Below are 17,519 nucleotides of genomic sequence, written 5' to 3'. Positions count from 1 at the left end.
ATCCACAAAAAAAGTGGTTTGAAGGTTCTTTTGCAGTTAGAAGATGGCAAAGGAGTTCATCATCTCACGAAAAGACTGCGCATATTTTTCCGTACCGTAACGTGAAACCATATAATTTCTTCCTTGCTGGCGGAGTGCATTTCGCATTGGCATATTGTTCATTAGCTCTAGCCCTTCATTGACGGCCATTTGTATGTTGCCAAGAGGATAAAATTTACCGGAAATATTATGCACAATAAAAGATCTAACGCCGTCGGAATCCGTGCTAAGCACGGGACAAGTGCAGCAAATGGCTTCGGCAACAGCATATCCAAATCCCTCTGTAACCGAGGTGGATAACAGAAACCCTCCAGAATTGGCTATGGAGGAATAATAAATCGGCATCACATGATTTGGAATATTGGTAAAGGTGCTCAGACGGTCGTTCAGACCTAAGGTCTGCAATTCTTCTTGGAAGAGCTGCTTTTGATCCTCTGTGGCTAATTCAGGATCATGAAACATCCATAAATGAAGGTTTGGTTTGTGAAGGCGAATTTGATGGGCGATTCTCAAATATTCCCGCCAATTTTTGTTGCTTTCCAGACGTCCGACCCAAGCAATGACCGGATTAGCCGGAGGCTCAGCAGGGATGTGCTGAAAGGACTGAACATCAACAATATTGGAAATGACATACCGATGCAGCCATGGACAGATTTCAATAAACAGCTCCAGTAAATGATCCGTTGGTGGGATTAGGACAGCGTTACAGTAGGAGCGGAAATAAGGAATAGCGTCTTTGATTAGATCTTCCGCATGACTCCGTTTTCCAAGACCTTGAGATTCGTATATCAAAATACCGCCATAACCGAGCTCACGCAGACGCTTAAGCAATAAATAATCGGATGTAACAATAATGGCATCATAGTTATGCGTCTCAAGTACTTCTTTGATCTCCTCATCTATAGAGGAAATGAAGACCGGAAAGTTAGCCTTATTCTGGCTTCCTGAACCAGGCATTAGATATAAAACATGACATTCGATCCCATTACGCTGGAGACTCTCGCACCGCAGTTTATTTAATGTCTCCACCCCGCCACTCGGTATATAAAACGTGAATAAAACTTTCATGCACGTGCCTCCTGACTTTTGCGGAGCAATACCGACTAGTTGAAATACGGCTTACTGTTTATAAGATACGCCGATGTGCATTCGCAGGTGACGGTAAACAGACATAGTTCCAAATCCTTTCAGGATAGCTTGTTCTTCGGAAGGTCATGCTAACGACTGTTACGCTGCACACATACAACAATAGAGATGGAGGATGAATTCATGATGCGATCCAAGATCAGCATGTCAGTCTCAGCCGCATTACTTCTAGGCTTGGTGAGTATTACAGGGTGTGGGACGAACACGGCAGAAAAGACTAATGTGCAAACTAATAGTGTCCGGGGGGTAAATGACGGACGTATCGGTGTAAACTCCGTGCGCGGAGGAACAATGGGTACGCATAATATTACAAAAATGGAGGTCAGTCAGGAGCTTGCTGATCGTATTGCTGCTATGCCTGAAGTTCGCACTGCGAACGTAATGCTTGCAGGTAAAAATGCGTATGTCGCCGTAACGTTACATGATACAACTACTGGTCTTCGGGCCAAAGGTACTACATCTTATCGAGCCAAATCGTCTACAGTTCCTCACAATTATGGACCGACTGGAGTAATGTCGGGTACAGGAAGAGTGAAAATAGGACGCGATGGAATGAATGATACAGGGGCCGTAACGAATGGAACGAACGGAGCTCTGAGAGGCACTGTGAATACAGTCCCTGGTACAACAAGCACTGGACCTGCAACACTTGGCATGGGTACTCACAGAAATGGAACAACCGGAATGGGAAGTCTGGGAACAGGTACAGGTACAGGAACGACTGGGACAAGAACCCATACTTATAATAATGGACCTCTGCTGAATAGCAACGGTTCGAAACATGATGTCAATATGGGAATGGGTATTGGTAACGGAATGGGCATGGGAACCAGAAATACAACCGGAACCGGGACAGGAATGACAGATGGTTTGGGGACTGGAATGGGCATTCGCAGTACCACTCCAAACTACACCAATAGTACGCATGGAACGAATTACAGAAGTAATTCGACACACATGAACAGTACTCATTCGACTCACATGAACAATACAAATAACACTATGAATATGAAAGAAACAGATACAGTAACTAAAGAAATTAAAGCGAAAATCGCTGCTGAAGTTAAAAAACATGATGCAACAATTAAGGATGTATATGTATCAGCAAACCCAGACTTTGTAGAGCGTGTTAACGTTTATGCAGAAGAGGCCCGTGCGGGTCATCCGATCAAGGGTTTTGTGGATGAATTCCGAACGATGGTTGAACGAATTTTCCCGACGCGTAATTATTAATCAATAGTTCGATTTTATAAACCAAAAAAAGCAACAGTCCTCACCTTTGTGGCGAGAATTGTTGCTTTTTTATTATATTACCACCTTATTAAATGGTAATTTGGCGGCCGCCAATCCATACGCCTCGCAAATTCAATTCAGCGTCAAGACGCAGGATATCACCACGTTTTCCGGCTTCCAAGGTACCGATGGAACGCTCCATTCCAATCGATATCGCCGGAGTAAGGCTTGCAGCACGGGAGGCTTCTTCTAAGCTGAGCCCTACTTCTTGTATGAGATAACGGAAGCCACGAATCATTGTAAGTGTACTACCCGCCAATGCGGCAGGATTATCTTTAAGTGTGGCGATGCCATCTTGAACCAGCACAGGTAAATCACCGATTGTATATTCACCATCACTAAGACCAGTAGCAGACATGGCATCTGTAATTAATAACAAATTGTTATCTTTTTTTAGATTAGCCACTAGAGAAATCGCTGCAGGATGAACATGTATGCCATCGGCGATGATCTCCGCACGTATGCGTTTATCGAATAGTACAGCACCAGCAGTTCCAGGCTTGCGGTGATGTAGCGGTGTCATTGCATTAAACATATGCACGGCTTGATTTAACCCGGCATCTGCCGCGGCAATAACCTCTTCAAAGGAAGCATCGGTGTGACCGAGAGCAGCGGTAATACCATGCTTACGGAGCCAGAGGATAGCTTCTAGTGCACCTTCGCGTTCCGGAGCCAAGGTGACTTGCCGGATCATGCCCGGATAATCATTCTCCCATTGTTCCAGCCACTCAATATTGGCAAGAACAATATGCTCAGGGTTTTGTGCACCGGACCATTTTGGGCTGATGAACGGTCCTTCCAAATGCATGCCCGCGATTTGTGTGTATGGCATCTCAGTGGCGCGATATGCGTTTATTTCGGCAAATACTTGGTCAATGGCTGGCTTAGAGGCAGTCATAGTCGTAGCCAGCATGGTAGTTGTGCCTTGGGAGCTGTGAAATTTAGTGATGGTATTTAAAGATTCAGCATCACTATACATAAAGTCGTGGCCAGCTCCACCATGTACATGCACATCTACAAATCCAGGGATGAGCAGGTCTTCCGAAGCTTGACCATCAGCTGGCCAGTGCGCGTAAGCCTCTGGAAGCCATGCGGCCTCGCCGGCATAATGAATTTGCTCACCCGATACGGCAATCACGCTATGCTCAATTAATCCTTGGGGAGTCAGCACATTACCAAACAGTAATTTTCCTGGTTCTTTATTTATTTCAGCCATTTTCCTGCTCCTTCATCTACAAGGACGATTACATTCGGATGGCTCTGCAGTAAAGATGCAGGGCACTGGGTAGTAATCGGACCTTCAACGGCATTCCGGATGGCTTCAGCTTTGCCGGCACCGCGTACTAACAATAGAATCTGGCGAGCTTTCAGAATGCCGCCGATGCCCATGGTTATTGCTTGCCGCGGTACATCGTCCAAAGAGTCGAAGAATCTGGCATTTGCTTCCCGTGTGTCTTCAAGCAAATCAACGACATGGGTTTTGCTGCTCAGATTGGCATCTGGTTCATTGAACCCGATATGGCCGTTGCTTCCAATCCCGAGGATCTGCAAGTCAACCGGTCCGTTCTCTTCCAGCATTTTGTCGTATGCGAGGCACTCCGCTTCCATATCTGCTGCATTGCCGTTAGGGATATGTGTCTGTCCTGGATCAATATCAATATGATTGAATAATTGCTCGTTCATGAAACTGCGATAGCTCTGCGGGTGATCAACAGGCAATCCGATATACTCATCCAAATTGAAGGAAGTGGCTTTCGAGAAGCTTACAAGTCCTTTTTGGTGCATTTCAACCAATTTGGCATAAACACCAACTGGGGAACTTCCGGTCGCTAGACCGAGCACCGCTTTTGGATTGCTTTGAAGCAGGCTGGCGATAAGATTCGCACCCGTTTGTACAAAATCTTCATCACTATTGAACTTAAGAATATTCATTAAGATTGACCTCCTCGTTTGTTTCGGTAATGTTGGACATTCAAATAAGATTGCTCCAGTCTAGGAATAAAATCCCCAAAACGGGTGCTGACCATTCCAGTAAACAAAATATCAATGATGTGTAGCTGGGCAATACGTGAAGCCATATCTCCTCGGCGCATTCCTTTTTCCAGAGAAGAGGAGAAGAGAGGAATATCAGCCAGAGTTGCCAAGGTGCTGCTACCGTAAGAGGTTAGAGCGATGGTGCTTGCTCCGCTGGCTTTGGCACAAGTTAAAGCATCAATGGTCTCTGGGGTTTCTCCGGAATACGATACTGCGAATACGACATCGCCTTCAGATAGCGAAGAAGCAGATGTAATCTGCATATGGGAATCAGCGAAAGCGGTGCAATTCACGCCAATGCGGATCAGCTTCTGATAGAAATCTTGTGCGACAATGGAGGAAGTCGCCATCCCGTAAAGATCCACTCGCCGTGCTTGGCACAATAAATTAACGGCTGCTTGTAATCGTTCCAGATCTAGGAGTGAAGTAGTATCCCGAATGGATGTCAGATGGTTCGTTTGCATCGCTTCCACAATTACGGAAAGCGGGTTACCTGCAACGATATCCTGATAAGAAGAACCGCCATCTTGAGGCGCTGCATCGCTATGAGCAATTTCAGCCGCCAGCTTTACTTTGAAATCTGGGAAGCCTTTAAAATGTAGAACCTTACAAAAACGTGTGATAGTAGCAGGACTAATACCGCATTGCTCCGCGAGTTCTGTGATGCCCATATGAACGATTTCACCTGGTGATGACAGGATCCGTTCCGCCAGCTTGCGCTCCATTTGAGACAGCTTGGACTTTTCATGCTCAAGTGCATATAAAATTGGGGACATCAATCCACCTCGACTTCTAATGTAGCTTTTTAAAATTATTTTTAAAATTACTTCTTGAAATAAGAAAATTATTTTCATACTCAGAATAAAACAAAATCTATCCGGATGCAAGGGGTAAAAATGAATACAATAAGGATAATATGCGAGAATTATTAGTCTCTCTTCTATTTAAATAAAAACGGCCCACTCACAGAAGACAGCGAGGTGGACCGTTTTTGAACAATACCTGAAACGTGCTATACCGTAGAACGTTCAATAATACGATACTCAAGCTTACGGTGTACAGGATGACTATCATTATTTTGGATCTGATCATAGATGATCCGAAAAGCTGTAACGCCCATTTCGGGTAACTGGTTATCTATAGTGGTTAGACCTAAAAGTCGTCCGATCGGCTGGTCGTCAAATCCGATGACGGCCAGATCCTCAGGAATACGGATACCGTTCTTCCACGCTTCGATGATTAGACCGGCTGCCACATGATCGCCTGAAATAATTAGGGCATTAGGCCGGTTCTTCATTTTCAGCAGTTGGTGCAGTACACGTCCACCGTCCTCTTCATTCATACAGTTATACATCATCCATTCTTCCTGAAAAGGCTGGCCTGTAGCGGCTAGAAAGTCACTAAAGGCAATTTGCCGGATAGAACTACTGCTGCCATGTTGTCTGCCTTCACAGTAACCTATCTGTTCATACCCCTTATCATGCAAGTACTGCAGGCCGGAGCGAAAAGCGGAATAATGTTCGATATACACAGAAGAGAAGCGGCGTTCACCTCTATCTTGGCAGATGACTATCGGGCCATATGCTGTATATTCATCCATGACTTCTGAGCTCATTCTCGTAGATACAATTACCACGCCATCAATTTCTTTGTTGCGCAGCATCTCCAGTACCTTGAGTTCTTCTTCATGGCGGTAATCGGTCTGGCACAGAATCAAGCGGTATTGCGCTAGCAACGCTTCTTGGGCTAAGCCTTCAATAATTACAGAAAAATAAAAAAGGTTGATATTAGGGATAATAACGGCAATGGCGTGGGTACGGCCGGTAATTAGATGCACGGCATTCATATTACGCGTGTAGTTTAACTTTTCAATCGTATTTAAAACAGCGGTTCGTTTGGTTTCACTTACATAAGGATGATTATTGAGTACTCGCGAGACCGTTGTCACGGAAACACCAGCCATACGGGCGATTTCTTTTATATTAGCCATTCGAGAACAACAGCCTCCCTTTGGTGCTTGTGTGTAGTGTCTAGTCTTTTTATTCTATCATATCGTCCGTAAATTACTTTGCAAATAAAAAGCTTGCTATGGAATCCATTTCATAAATTAGACTGTAGTTGCAAGGGATTACCGGACTAAACCGGCGTAACCTAACGGGCGTGACGGACCGGTACATCTAGTTTCATTTCTAATGTAAAGGTCCGAGGATCGGCTTCATTTAAAATCTACAAAAAACGGTTGTCATCGTTAAAAGATGACAACCGTTTTTTTTCTTTGTAGCTATACAGTTTGTGACGCTTTTGGTGCTCTATTGCGCAGCATCTCCCACACAATGAACGCAAGGACAAGCAACTGAGGCACTAAAGTTTCCCAAGTTGGATACATCCCGAGCCAGCTAATAGAAGGTAATCCATTCTGTACATGTGCGGGTAGTTTCCCTGCGACTTGAAGGGAGTGAATGCTCTCTCCAAGAAAGCGGAATACTAAATAGTAAATAAGAAGTGTAGCTGTACGGAAGAAGGCAGCAATCGGCAATTTCGCACTTAAGGCAATAATTGCGTAACCTACAATTGCTAGAATGACTAGAGCACTACCGATCCCTAGCAGCAATTGAGACACTTTAATGGAAGGGGCCATCCCTACATAAAAAATGGTGGTTTCTGCTCCTTCACGTAAAATCGCAAGCGCTGCTACGGAGGACAAAGACCAGAGATTGCCCTTGGCTAATGCTCCATCCACTTGCCGTCCAACATAGTTGTTCCAATTTGCGGTATTTGATTTACTATGCAGCCAGCGTCCAATGGTAAGCATCATAATGACGGCTACAAGACCTGTGATGCCTTCAATCATCTCGCGTGCTCCACCAGATGCGGCGCGGGAAATGGTATAGGTGAGTAGAACGGCTAATGCGATACTCGCTACAAGTCCTACAGCTGCGCCAGACCAAATCCACTTCTGTGCTTTTGTGTTGCCATCACGTTTCAGGTAGGCCAGAAGGGCAGACAATACGAGGATCGCCTCCAGTCCTTCACGCAGAAGAATTAGCGCAGCATCCCAAGCATTATAGGTTGTCTCACCAGCCAAAGGAGTCAGCTCAGTGACCATATTATCCATGATCTTTAAGGCTTGATCTAGCTTAGGTGGATTAGAGAGCAGATAGCCAGTGACTGCTGCACTTTCGTTCTCAATATTGGTATAGACCGCTGGAGATGCGATCTGTACTTGTCCTTCAGCAGAGGGCCAATCTACGATGAATTGCTCCATGATATTAGCTGCTTCTGCGCTGTTGCCTGCTTTGGCAGTGGAAGAAGCTTTGTTGAGATGGCTGATCAGTCCTTCAATAGATGCTGGTTTACCAGAAGTATCCCCAGCATCTATTGCTTTGCCTTCACTGTAATCAGCAAGCAGCTGATATAAGGCTTCTGCTTCTGATTTCGCCGACTCCTCGCGGAGCGGTTCTGCCTGCAGCGCAATGCGCAGCAGGCTGATCTTCGTCTCCAGCAAGCTGTAGACGGCGGAATTGTCGGCCCGGATGTTGCGCTCTGCCGGCTTCCATCCGCTGACGATGTCGCGGTACGCTGCCGCTGCCGCGCTCCAGTCGGCGCTGCGCACCGCATCCCGCGTGCGCTCCGCCGCGGGCAACAGCTTCGCCGCCGTCTCCTGGCCGGCGGCTCCAGTGTCACCGCCGTCCGTGCCGGAGGCGGCGGTGACATACGCATCCACGCTTCTTGCGAGCGTGGACAGTGCAGCTTTGGCGGGCGCACCATCGCCCGCCGCAAGGGCCGCCGCCGCGTCTGCAAGCGCGGCGTCAACGGCGGCAGCCGGACCGGCAAGTGCCGGGTCCGGCGTGTTCTCGTTCGCGGTGCGCCACAGCGCAGCGAACGCTTCTACATCGGCGGCGGCCGCGTCCCAGCGGCTCTGGCCGGCTTCGACGAGCGCGCTGCCGACTGGCGGCAGCAGCTCGTCGACTGAGCTATCACCCTCCGCACCCGCCGGGTTAGATAGCATCAGTATACATATGATGCTAAACAGAATCATTACGGCTGCCTTCGATAGCAGCCGTTTATTAAGAGAGTACATCGGGATAATCCCCTTTCAATAATGGACAGGAACATTCGATTGGAAACTTAGGGCTGGCTTAGCCTAAAAGGGCTTCCCCGATGTAGCCGCCTTGGCGAATACCTGGGAAGCAGGCAAATACCGCACTGCCTGTATGAGTCATATATTCGTTTAGCCGGTCACTTTTCGAGAGGCGCTGCTGGATCGCAACAAATTGCTTCATTAAATCCCGTTGAAAGCTGATGAATAATAATCCTGCATCGAGTTGACCTGTTGCGATATCTAATCCGCTGGAAATGGAGTAGGAACGGCGCAGCATTTTGACTGTGCCGTCACCATGCGCTAAGGCAGAGTGTGAATCCGGCGGGATGACGGGCTTCCCGGAAGCATCAGCCGCTTTAAGATTCAGATCATCGAATTCATCCTTTGCACCGATAGGCGCTCCATTATGACGATAACGGCCGAAGGTGGCTTCTTGATCGCTTAGAGAGGAACGGTCCCAGACCTCAATTCGAAAACGTACACGGCGAACTGCCATATAAGTGCCGCCGCTCATCCATGAAGGACCGTCACTGCTGCTGTTCCAGACCACTTCGTTCATTTCTGCTTCATTCGTAGTATCAGGATTACCCGTACCATCTTTGAAACCCAGAAGATTACGAGGCGTCGTTCCCTTAGGATCGGCTGCACCTGTGCGCTGGAAGCCTTCCTGTGTCCAGCGGAGTACGGCTGTGCCACGGGCGATACGTGCCAGATTTCGGATGGCATGGAAGGCCACCTGCAGATCATCAGCACATGCTTGGACACAAATATCTCCACCACACCACTTAGGATCCAGGTTGTCTCCCGTAAATGCTGGAAGATCGGCTAATAGGGTTGGACGCTTGGAAGATAAACCGAATCTGTTGTCAAAAAAAGAAGGGCCGATACCAAAGGTAAGTGTACAGCGTGAAGGGTTTAAACCATCCACTTCACCTGTGTCGGAGGGTGGGAGATTAGGGTTGTCATTGACGTCGCCAATGAGGCTGCCAGTAGTAAGAGAAGCTGCGGCAGTTGTCCATGCTTGCATTAGCTTTTTTACATCGGATAGCTTCGTTGTGGTCAGATCAAAGGCTGCGAAGTAAATAAAATTTTGCGCAGGGGTTAGAATGCCGGCCTGATGACTCCCGTAAAAAGGAATGGAATCAGCATCGGAGGCTACTGTTGGCTCAGCTACGGCATTGCGAGCAGCCATAATTCCACCAACACCTCCACCACCTAATAATAGACCAAGGCTAGTGGCGCCAGTAAGCCGCAGCATATCGCGGCGGCTCAGTTTTTTATCTAATATAAGATTGCTCTTGGATTCTTCATTGAGAGGAGCACCCTCTGCATTCGCTGGTAAACCGGTAGATCTATTTTGCTTATTCATGATGATCACACTCCTAGAATAGTTCCCATGTTGGACAATGGCTCAGCCAAGGCATCCAAATTCTGACTCAACTTACGCACATCTTCTTCCTTCAGCTCTTCATAGGAAACATATCCATCTCCAGATTTGAAAGGAGCAAGCTCAGCTTGCAAGGCTGCAAACCGTTCACCAATCGTTTTTTCCAGCTCAGCATCTTTTTTCGCCAGTTCTGGCTTTAACAGCTCGTATATCTTTTGGGCACCTTCAACATTAGCGACGAAATCGTACAGATCTGTGTGGGAGTAACGTTCTTCCTCACCTGTTACTTTAGAAGAAGAAACCTCATTAAGCAGTTCTACAGCACCAGTAACGAGCAGATTGACATCGATCTCTACGGTCTCTACTTTTGCACGTAGAAGCTGGGCATCTTTCAATAATTGGTCAGCAACTTCGGTCATATCTTTGGTTGTGTTATCCTGCCATAGTGCCTTTTCAAGCTTATGGAAGCCGCGCCATTCAGCTGCATCTACGTCATTCTCGCGGGCATCAATATTCGGATCCAAATCACCAAGTGCTTCTGCAATCGGCTCAATTCGCTCGTAATACATGCGGGCTGGTGCATAAAGTGCCTTTGCATCCTCAATCTTTGCTTCTTTAACTGCGTTCGTAAAATTTTCTGTTTGCTTTACAAATTCATCACATTGCTCGATGACATATGTACGATATTGTTCAACCGCTGATGTAAAGTCGGCAGCAGTTGCTGTAGTAGTATCAGATGTATTTGTTGCCTTGGTACTGTTAGCAGCAGCATTTGCAGAGTTATTATTGCTAGTGTTGCTATTACTGTTATTGTTGTTACTGGCACACCCGGTAAATAGTATGGAGGCTGCAAGTAGACCTGCAGGCACGGCATATGTGAATTTCATTGAATGAAGCACCCCTTTTTTTATATGTGAATGATAATCGTTATCATTTATGCTGGACTTATCATAAGTCCGTATACATTTACTGTCAATATAAAATTGTGATGTATTTCATAGTTATATTTTGCAAGATAAAAAAACTCCCGGGACTGGGAGTTGAGTTTGTAGAAATATATCTAATTTTGGGGTCCGAAACTCTGCTTAAAATGCGAAAAATTTACTAATAACGCCATCTGGGTCCGTAACCCTCAGAAGGAGATGATGAATACACTGTTGAAGCGGGCAGTCAACGACCAACAACACAAAACAGCGATTCTCCAATAATGGCTGAATCGCTGCTATGTGTTGCTTACAATTTTTATAATTAACCGGGCCGTCTCATTTATAGGAAAAACTACTTATTCGACAGCCCCATTCTGTGTCGTCTTTATTTTATTGTTCATTATGGGATTCATGTTCCGTAGTGGGATGATTTTTGAATACTTCTGCGGCTTCCTCAGCAGAAAATTCCGGTTCGAATTTACCGACTAGTGGCAATTTGTTTAATTTCGTAGTTTGTACCTCTGCTTTAGTAGGTTGATTATTTTTCGAGTTGCTCATACTTACACCTCCTTTTAATAAGAAACAACAAGTTGTAGTTTGCCCTGTAAGGAGATGATTCTATCCAAGAGATTTCAAGTTTTGCGGGTGAATGTCCTCACTAAAGCGGTGTAATAAGCTTCGGATGGTTAAGCCCATTTTGTAGTTATGACAGCACCATTAACTTCATCAATACATAATATGTTTTGACTGTATCCCTTTACCTTGTTATACCAAACAAACCCAGGGCAAGGAGGGGTGACACCATTGAAGGGGAACGAACACCACAGCAAATTTCTGTTGACTCATCGTGAGCGCGAAGTTTTCGAGCTTCTCGTGCAGGACAAAACGACTCGTGATATCGCTGGTTTATTATTTATCAGCGAAAAAACAGTTCGGAACCACATCTCCAATGTAATGCAAAAACTAAACGTTAAAGGCCGTTCACAAGCGGTTGTCGAGCTGATCAAGCTTGGGGAGCTGAAAATATAGCTGGCCATGTCTTCGGAAGTGACGCGTTTAAGCCTTCTCCACCTCTAGGGGTGAGGGAAGGTTTTTTGTAGTGTCCGGAATATTAGATTTGACTACATTTTATGGATTGACGGATATTGGGAATGGTTGTAAAATCATCTTAAAGTTAAAACCTTTAAACTTTTGAAATCATTTTGATACTTTCGATAAAAATGAAACTGACATTCAATATTCGATTCTCAGTCAGGGCGTAGTTGTGGTGAGAAGAGTTAGTCCTTTTTTATTTCCCTAAAAGTTATAACGTTTAAACTATTGAACTTGGAGGCATAGAAGCTTAGATGAACATTCATGATGTAGCCAAAAGGTCGGGGCTCTCTGTAGTGACCGTATCCAGAGTTCTTAACAATTCACCTTCTGTACGTGAAGGCAATAGGCGGAAAGTGCTGAGTGCTATGGAGGAATTAAATTATCAGCCCAATTCAGCGGCGCGGAGTCTCGTGCGTGGCAAGACGGGAGTTATCGGTATGTCGATTACCAACTTTAACGACTCCTTCTATGACCGCGTGATTCGCGTGGTGAACCGGAAGCTGGCAGAACAAGGTTACTTCTTGGCCCTGTCGATAGCCGAGAATGAGGACGAAGGCGTTAACTTCCTGTTTCAGAAGGACCGCGTTGACGGGATTATCCTGTTATCTCCGCTTGAGGAAAAAGAATATGTGGAGGAGCTGAAAAGAAAAAATATTCCGTTTGTCTTGCTGGATAACCAGCTCCAGCATGAGGATGTTCCCAGTGTCGTCGTCGATAACTATCAAGGGGGGTATGAAGCTACCAAGCACTTGATAGGTCTTGGACACACCCAGATCGCCTATATCGGTGGCCCTTCGGTGTTCCTGAGTGTAGCAGAGCGCAAGCGGGGTTATGTACAGGCGCTGGATGAAGCGGGACTAACGCCTTTCGGCACGGAATATTGCGGATTTACGGTAAGTAGCGGTTATGAGGTGGCCAAGAGATGGATCCGTGAAGATAAGCTGCCGACAGCCATTTTTTCAGGAGACGATTTTATTGCTTTAGGTGTTGTTCAAGCCCTGCGTGAGGAGGGAATTCTGGTACCTCAGGATATCTCAGTGGTTGGCTTTGATGATCAGCAGTTCGTAGGTGAATTTTATCCCCGATTGACGACAGTCAGACAGCCTGAGGCGCAAATGGGCAGCATTGGTGTTGATTTGCTGATGAAATTAATCAATGGGGAGGTGATGCCAGCTGTTGTAACGAAGCTCGCTCCTCAGCTTCTCGTGCGTGAATCCACCGCATCTGTAAGGTTAACCTAAATATTAGGAGTGAAACGAACTGTGAAGTACTTTTTGGGAGTCGATGCAGGGGGCAGCAAAACTTATGCAATGATTGCAAATGAACAGGGAACGGTCATTGGTGTAGGCAAGGGAGGGAACGGGAATCATCAAAACAATCGTGAGCAGGCGGAGAACAGTTTGCAACAGGCTGTATCGGGAGCGATTATAGCGTCGGGGCTGACAAAGGATCAGATGGAGTATTCCTGGTTCGGTCTGGCTGGAGCGGACAGAGAATCCGATTTTCGAATTTTACGACCAATCATCAGCAGACTTGGCCTTCCACGAACTGAGATTTCCTGCGATACCTGGATTGCCTTGCGATCAGGTACAGAGAGTAATTATGGGATCGTGCTGATCTGCGGCTCGGGAGTGAACTGCGCCGGTAAAAATCCGCGAGGCGTTACATACCAATGTGGTGGATTTGGCTATCTGTTCGGTGATTTCGGCGGCGGATACGATCTAAGTATTGAGGTATTCCGTAGCGTTCTTCGGGCGGATGATGGAAGAGAGAAAGAGACTATCTTAAGCGAACGCTTAATTCATTTGCTGGGCTATTCCAGTGTTTCGGAGTTAAGGGAGGATTACCTGGATCATTCCAGAGACTTGCCTCCCCAGATTGCTGAGCTGCTGTTTCAAGCGGCAGATGAAGGAGACCAGGTTGCCACCCTACTGCTAACCAAGCAAGGGGATGAGCTCGGTTTGGCAGCGGTATCGACAATCCGCCATTTGGCTATGGTGGAGGATTCCTTTGACATCGTACTTGCAGGCAGCCTATTGACCAAGGGGGATCGCTCAGGCATCATCCGGCGGGCCATTGAACAGAGAGTGAAGCATTCGGCTCCAAATGGCACTTTAAGGACTCTAACCCGGGAACCGGTTGTAGGCGCGGTCGTTTTGGCAATGGAAAGCAGCGGTGTGCGTGTGAATCAGGAGGTTCTTGATCGTCTATCACTGGGTAAGGAGGGGCTATTATTATGAAGGAGACTTTGAAGCTCGTTGTCATCGGAGCGGGTTCATCGTATACGCCTGAGCTTATTGAAGGCATCATCATGCATCATAAAGAGCTTCCCGTCCGCGAAGTATGGCTGGTGGATATTGAGGCGGGAAGGGAGAAGCTGCATACGATTGCGGAATTAAGCAAGCGTATGATTGCTGAGTCCGGACTGCCGATTACCGTGACACAGACGCTTGAGCGCAGGGAGGCCATCGCCGGAGCAGACTTTATCTGCACTCAAATCCGGGTAGGTATGCTGGAAGCGCGAAAATGGGACGAATTAATTCCGCTTCAATACGATGTCATCGGTCAGGAGACGACGGGTCCCGGAGGGATGATGAAAGGCTTGCGGACCATTCCGGTTATTCTGGATATTTGCAAGGACATCGAGGAGTTAGCTCCGGATGCCTGGTTGCTGAATTTTACGAATCCGGCCGGTATGGTAACTGAAGCTGTTCACAAATATTCATCGGTAAAAAGCGTAGGCCTGTGCAACTCGCCGATCGGTTTTCAAAAGTGGCTCTCTGAGTTCTTCGGACTTCCTATAGAGAAGATCTATGCGGAGTTTGTTGGCATCAACCACCTGCACTGGGTATCCGATATCGTAATTGACGGTAAAAGCAAGCTACAGGAGCTCATTGATTACCCCCAGAACTACAAGGCGAGTAATGTGCCGTTTGATTCCTGGGACCACCGGTTTCTGAATGCTTTGAAAGCCATCCCTTCTTATTACCTGAGCTATTACTACATGACGGACGCGATGCTTGCGGAACAGAAGGAAGCAGCAGCAACGATCGGATCGCGCGCTGAGGTAGTGAAGAAGGTGGAGGAAGAGCTGTTTGAGCTGTACCGGAACGTAGAGCTAAAGGAGAAGCCAAAGCAGCTGGAGCAGCGTGGTGGAGCCTATTACTCGGAGGCGGCAGTGCTGCTGATGCGCTCCATTTATAATGATTCCCGTGATATCCAGACGTTGAATGTAAGGAATAACGGAATGATTGACTTCTTGCCGGACGATGCCTCCATTGAGGTGAACTGTTTGGTAACCAAACAAGGTCCGCTGCCGATTCCGCTGCGCAAAATTCCGCAGCCCGTCAAAGGCCTGCTGGCCGCGGTCAAGCAATATGAGAGCCTCACCATCGAGGCGGCTGTGCATGGAGACCGGGATATGGCCCTGCAGGCTATGGTTCATCATCCGCTCGTGCCTTCGGTCACCGTAGCTGAACAGCTGCTGGATGAAATGCTGGAGAAGAACAAAGCGTTTTTGCCGTTGTTTCACTAGAATCGTCCAGAGGAGGAAAAACGGATGAACACGGCCGAGAAACCAAGTAGATGGAAGAAATTCACCAGTCAATTGGATTTACAGTCCATGGTTTGGCCGGGAATTATCTTTGTATTCATTTTTAGCTACATTCCGATGTATGGCGTGGTTATGGCATTCCAGCAATACGATATTTTTGGCGGCATTATGAAGAGCCCCTGGGTTGGATTTATGCATTTCAGAATGTTCTTCGAGGCACCGGAGTTCTGGAATGTGATGCGAAATACCATTGTGATTAGCTTGCTTAAATTGATTATCTCTTTTCCAGCACCGATTCTTCTTGCACTAATGCTGAATGAGATCGGTAATATGGGCTTTAAACGCGTTATCCAGACCGTCAGCTATTTACCGTATTTCCTGTCCTGGGTTATTGTATCCGGTTTTGTATTTTCGCTGTTATCTGTTGACAACGGAACGGTAAACTATGTGCTGGAGCGATTCAATCTGGTAGGGGAGCCAGTTAACTTCCTGGCGTTACCCAAATACTTCTGGTCTATTCTAGTAAGTGTAAATGTGTGGAAGGAGGTCGGATTTGGGAGCATTGTCTATCTGGCCGCGATTGCAGGCATTGATCCGACTTTATATGAAGCCGCTTCCATAGACGGAGCAAGCCGATTTAAGCAAATTCACTTGATTACACTCCCCAGCATTACCCCCATTATCATCATCTTTATGATTCTTGCCATCGGCAGTCTGCTTAGTGCGGGCTTCGAGGACATTTTGCTGCTGGCAACCAATCCAATCCTGCGACCCTACTCCGATGTTATCGACACCTATGTGTACCGTGTGGGGATATTAAATGCCAGATTCTCTTATGCGACAGCGGTAGGGCTTTTCAAAGCGGTGATCAGTGTCATTCTGCTGGTGATGGCCAACAAAATCGCGCGCCGGGCAGATGTTAGTCTCTGGTAGGTACTACTACTCATAGCGAATGCTTCCGATGCAAGTTTTATTGGGATGTATCGACTGTAAGTAATGCTCCATAAACCTTTTAGGAGAGGTGAACAATGAGACTAAGCCTGGGCGACAAAATCATGCAGCGGACTATTTATATCCTTTTGACGCTGCTGGCGCTACTTATGCTGTACCCATTTTGGAACGCGCTGGTCATTTCCTTTAATCTAGGGAGCGATACGGCGCTCGGCGGTGTAACCTTGTTACCGAGAGCATTTACCCTGGAAAATTATTATATTGTGTTTCAGGATCATCGCCTGCTGAATTCTTTTCTGATCACCATTCTTAGAACGCTCGGCGGCACGGCATTGTCCGTCTTCTTCACGGCCCTGTTAGCTTACGGAATGTCCAAGAAAACATTGCTTTTTCGAAAACAATATATGGTGTTCTTCATGATTACGATGTTCTTCAGTGGAGGGCTCATCCCTAGTTATTTACTAGTTCGCTCTTTGGGTATGCTGGACACCTTTTGGGTTCTGATTATCCCCGGCATCATCAGCGTCTGGAACATGATTGTCATCCGCACCTTCTTCAACGCTTTGCCGGAGGGGTTGGAGGAATCGGCCAAAATCGACGGTTGCAGTAACTACGGCATTTTCTTCCGAATCGTTATTCCCGTCTCCGGCCCGGTGCTGGCCACGATTGCTTTATTTACTGCGGTCGGTTACTGGAACGACTGGTTTACGGGAGCGATCTATATTACGAAGGACGAACTGCTTCCTATACAGACCCTGCTGCGGCAGGTTATGAACTCCAACATTATGACCCAAATTGGTTCATCGAATGCCATCGCGCTGGATCATATGAACCGAAATCGGACGATTACTACGAAGTCACTGACCATGGCTACGATGATGATCGCTACTATTCCGATTATCCTGACGTACCCTTTTCTCCAAAAGTACTTTGTTAAGGGCGTAATGATCGGTTCATTGAAAGAATAGCAGTCTCCATATTATGTAGAAAGAA

At 46.7% G+C, this 17,519-nt stretch carries 16 protein-coding genes; 7 read left to right on the top strand and 9 right to left on the bottom strand.

Annotated features, from left to right (window positions below; genetic code table 11):
• Positions 1–36 precede the first annotated feature (36 nt).
• Positions 37–1,107 carry a glycosyltransferase gene (locus MKY19_RS25100; protein ID WP_339798429.1) on the bottom strand — a complete coding sequence of 357 codons (1,071 nt, stop codon included), beginning with the start codon at positions 1,105–1,107 and terminating at the stop codon, positions 37–39.
• Between the two features lie 201 nt (positions 1,108–1,308).
• On the opposite strand from MKY19_RS25100, the gene MKY19_RS25095 reads away from it, so the two are divergent.
• Positions 1,309–2,418: a YhcN/YlaJ family sporulation lipoprotein gene (locus MKY19_RS25095; protein WP_339798427.1), complete on the top strand. Its 1,110-nt coding sequence runs from the start codon at positions 1,309–1,311 to the stop codon at positions 2,416–2,418.
• A gap of 88 nt (positions 2,419–2,506) precedes the next feature.
• On the opposite strand, the gene nagA is transcribed toward MKY19_RS25095, so the two are convergent.
• The 8 genes from nagA to MKY19_RS25055 all read right to left on the bottom strand — a co-directional run bounded on the left by nagA (position 2,507) and on the right by MKY19_RS25055 (position 11,485).
• Positions 2,507–3,694, bottom strand: a complete 1,188-nt coding sequence (gene nagA, locus MKY19_RS25090) for an N-acetylglucosamine-6-phosphate deacetylase (protein WP_339798425.1) — start codon at positions 3,692–3,694, stop codon at positions 2,507–2,509.
• Positions 3,682–4,410: a glucosamine-6-phosphate deaminase gene (gene nagB, locus MKY19_RS25085; RefSeq protein WP_076119467.1), complete on the bottom strand. Its 729-nt coding sequence runs from the start codon at positions 4,408–4,410 to the stop codon at positions 3,682–3,684. The genes nagA and nagB overlap by 13 nt, the downstream gene beginning before the upstream one ends.
• Complete coding sequence (locus tag MKY19_RS25080) at positions 4,410–5,288, bottom strand: MurR/RpiR family transcriptional regulator (RefSeq protein ID WP_042191459.1); 879 nt, start codon at positions 5,286–5,288, stop codon at positions 4,410–4,412. The genes nagB and MKY19_RS25080 overlap by 1 nt, the downstream gene beginning before the upstream one ends.
• Positions 5,289–5,524: 236 nt before the next feature.
• Entirely contained in the window at positions 5,525–6,502 is a 978-nt protein-coding gene (locus tag MKY19_RS25075; RefSeq protein ID WP_339798423.1) for a LacI family DNA-binding transcriptional regulator, read from the bottom strand.
• A 291-nt stretch (positions 6,503–6,793) separates the two neighbouring features.
• Positions 6,794–8,593, bottom strand: a complete 1,800-nt coding sequence (locus MKY19_RS25070; protein ID WP_339798421.1) for an FTR1 family protein — start codon at positions 8,591–8,593, stop codon at positions 6,794–6,796.
• 58 nt (positions 8,594–8,651) lie between these two features.
• Positions 8,652–9,983, bottom strand: a complete 1,332-nt coding sequence (gene efeB / locus MKY19_RS25065; RefSeq protein WP_339798419.1) for an iron uptake transporter deferrochelatase/peroxidase subunit — start codon at positions 9,981–9,983, stop codon at positions 8,652–8,654.
• Between the two features lie 5 nt (positions 9,984–9,988).
• A complete protein-coding gene (efeO, locus tag MKY19_RS25060; protein ID WP_339798417.1) occupies positions 9,989–10,888 on the bottom strand; it encodes an iron uptake system protein EfeO in 900 nt (299 codons plus the stop codon).
• A gap of 429 nt (positions 10,889–11,317) precedes the next feature.
• Positions 11,318–11,485 (bottom strand): hypothetical protein, encoded by a 168-nt coding sequence (locus MKY19_RS25055; RefSeq protein WP_179085837.1) that lies wholly within the window; start codon positions 11,483–11,485, stop codon positions 11,318–11,320.
• Between the two features lie 246 nt (positions 11,486–11,731).
• On the opposite strand from MKY19_RS25055, the gene MKY19_RS25050 reads away from it, so the two are divergent.
• From MKY19_RS25050 to MKY19_RS25025, 6 genes are all read left to right on the top strand, one after another.
• The gene (locus MKY19_RS25050) at positions 11,732–11,956 is read left to right on the top strand and encodes a LuxR C-terminal-related transcriptional regulator (protein WP_019908812.1); all 225 of its coding nucleotides are present in this window, start codon (positions 11,732–11,734) and stop codon (positions 11,954–11,956) included.
• A gap of 317 nt (positions 11,957–12,273) precedes the next feature.
• Positions 12,274–13,263 (top strand): LacI family DNA-binding transcriptional regulator, encoded by a 990-nt coding sequence (locus tag MKY19_RS25045; protein WP_149644961.1) that lies wholly within the window; start codon positions 12,274–12,276, stop codon positions 13,261–13,263.
• 21 nt (positions 13,264–13,284) lie between these two features.
• Entirely contained in the window at positions 13,285–14,262 is a 978-nt protein-coding gene (locus MKY19_RS25040) for a BadF/BadG/BcrA/BcrD ATPase family protein (protein WP_339798414.1), read from the top strand.
• A complete protein-coding gene (locus MKY19_RS25035; protein WP_339798412.1) occupies positions 14,259–15,557 on the top strand; it encodes a 6-phospho-beta-glucosidase in 1,299 nt (432 codons plus the stop codon). The genes MKY19_RS25040 and MKY19_RS25035 overlap by 4 nt, the downstream gene beginning before the upstream one ends.
• Before the next feature lie 24 nt (positions 15,558–15,581).
• A complete protein-coding gene (locus MKY19_RS25030; protein WP_042191444.1) occupies positions 15,582–16,508 on the top strand; it encodes an ABC transporter permease subunit in 927 nt (308 codons plus the stop codon).
• A 95-nt stretch (positions 16,509–16,603) separates the two neighbouring features.
• Positions 16,604–17,494, top strand: a complete 891-nt coding sequence (locus tag MKY19_RS25025; RefSeq protein WP_042191442.1) for a carbohydrate ABC transporter permease — start codon at positions 16,604–16,606, stop codon at positions 17,492–17,494.
• Positions 17,495–17,519 lie beyond the last annotated feature (25 nt).

Origin of the sequence: Paenibacillus sp. FSL R5-0744 (genome assembly GCF_037972555.1) — a bacterium.
In the GTDB taxonomy this organism is placed as follows: Bacteria; Bacillota; Bacilli; order Paenibacillales; family Paenibacillaceae; genus Paenibacillus_AQ.
This window is presented reverse-complemented; position numbering and strand designations above follow the sequence as displayed.

Excerpts from the sequence above, each read along its gene's own strand:
- MKY19_RS25095 (WP_339798427.1), top strand. The coding sequence starts at position 1,309 with ATGATGCGATCCAAGATCAGCATGTCAGTCTCAGCCGCATTACTTCTA.
- MKY19_RS25070 (WP_339798421.1), bottom strand. The coding sequence starts at position 8,593 with ATGTACTCTCTTAATAAACGGCTGCTATCGAAGGCAGCCGTAATGATT.
- MKY19_RS25100 (WP_339798429.1), bottom strand. The coding sequence starts at position 1,107 with ATGAAAGTTTTATTCACGTTTTATATACCGAGTGGCGGGGTGGAGACA.
- nagB (WP_076119467.1), bottom strand. The coding sequence starts at position 4,410 with ATGAATATTCTTAAGTTCAATAGTGATGAAGATTTTGTACAAACGGGT.
- nagA (WP_339798425.1), bottom strand. The coding sequence starts at position 3,694 with ATGGCTGAAATAAATAAAGAACCAGGAAAATTACTGTTTGGTAATGTG.
- efeB (WP_339798419.1), bottom strand. The coding sequence starts at position 9,983 with ATGAATAAGCAAAATAGATCTACCGGTTTACCAGCGAATGCAGAGGGT.
- MKY19_RS25035 (WP_339798412.1), top strand. The coding sequence starts at position 14,259 with ATGAAGGAGACTTTGAAGCTCGTTGTCATCGGAGCGGGTTCATCGTAT.
- MKY19_RS25075 (WP_339798423.1), bottom strand. The coding sequence starts at position 6,502 with ATGGCTAATATAAAAGAAATCGCCCGTATGGCTGGTGTTTCCGTGACA.
- MKY19_RS25030 (WP_042191444.1), top strand. The coding sequence starts at position 15,582 with ATGAACACGGCCGAGAAACCAAGTAGATGGAAGAAATTCACCAGTCAA.
- efeO (WP_339798417.1), bottom strand. The coding sequence starts at position 10,888 with ATGAAATTCACATATGCCGTGCCTGCAGGTCTACTTGCAGCCTCCATA.
- MKY19_RS25080 (WP_042191459.1), bottom strand. The coding sequence starts at position 5,288 with ATGTCCCCAATTTTATATGCACTTGAGCATGAAAAGTCCAAGCTGTCT.
- MKY19_RS25025 (WP_042191442.1), top strand. The coding sequence starts at position 16,604 with ATGAGACTAAGCCTGGGCGACAAAATCATGCAGCGGACTATTTATATC.
- MKY19_RS25055 (WP_179085837.1), bottom strand. The coding sequence starts at position 11,485 with ATGAGCAACTCGAAAAATAATCAACCTACTAAAGCAGAGGTACAAACT.
- MKY19_RS25045 (WP_149644961.1), top strand. The coding sequence starts at position 12,274 with ATGAACATTCATGATGTAGCCAAAAGGTCGGGGCTCTCTGTAGTGACC.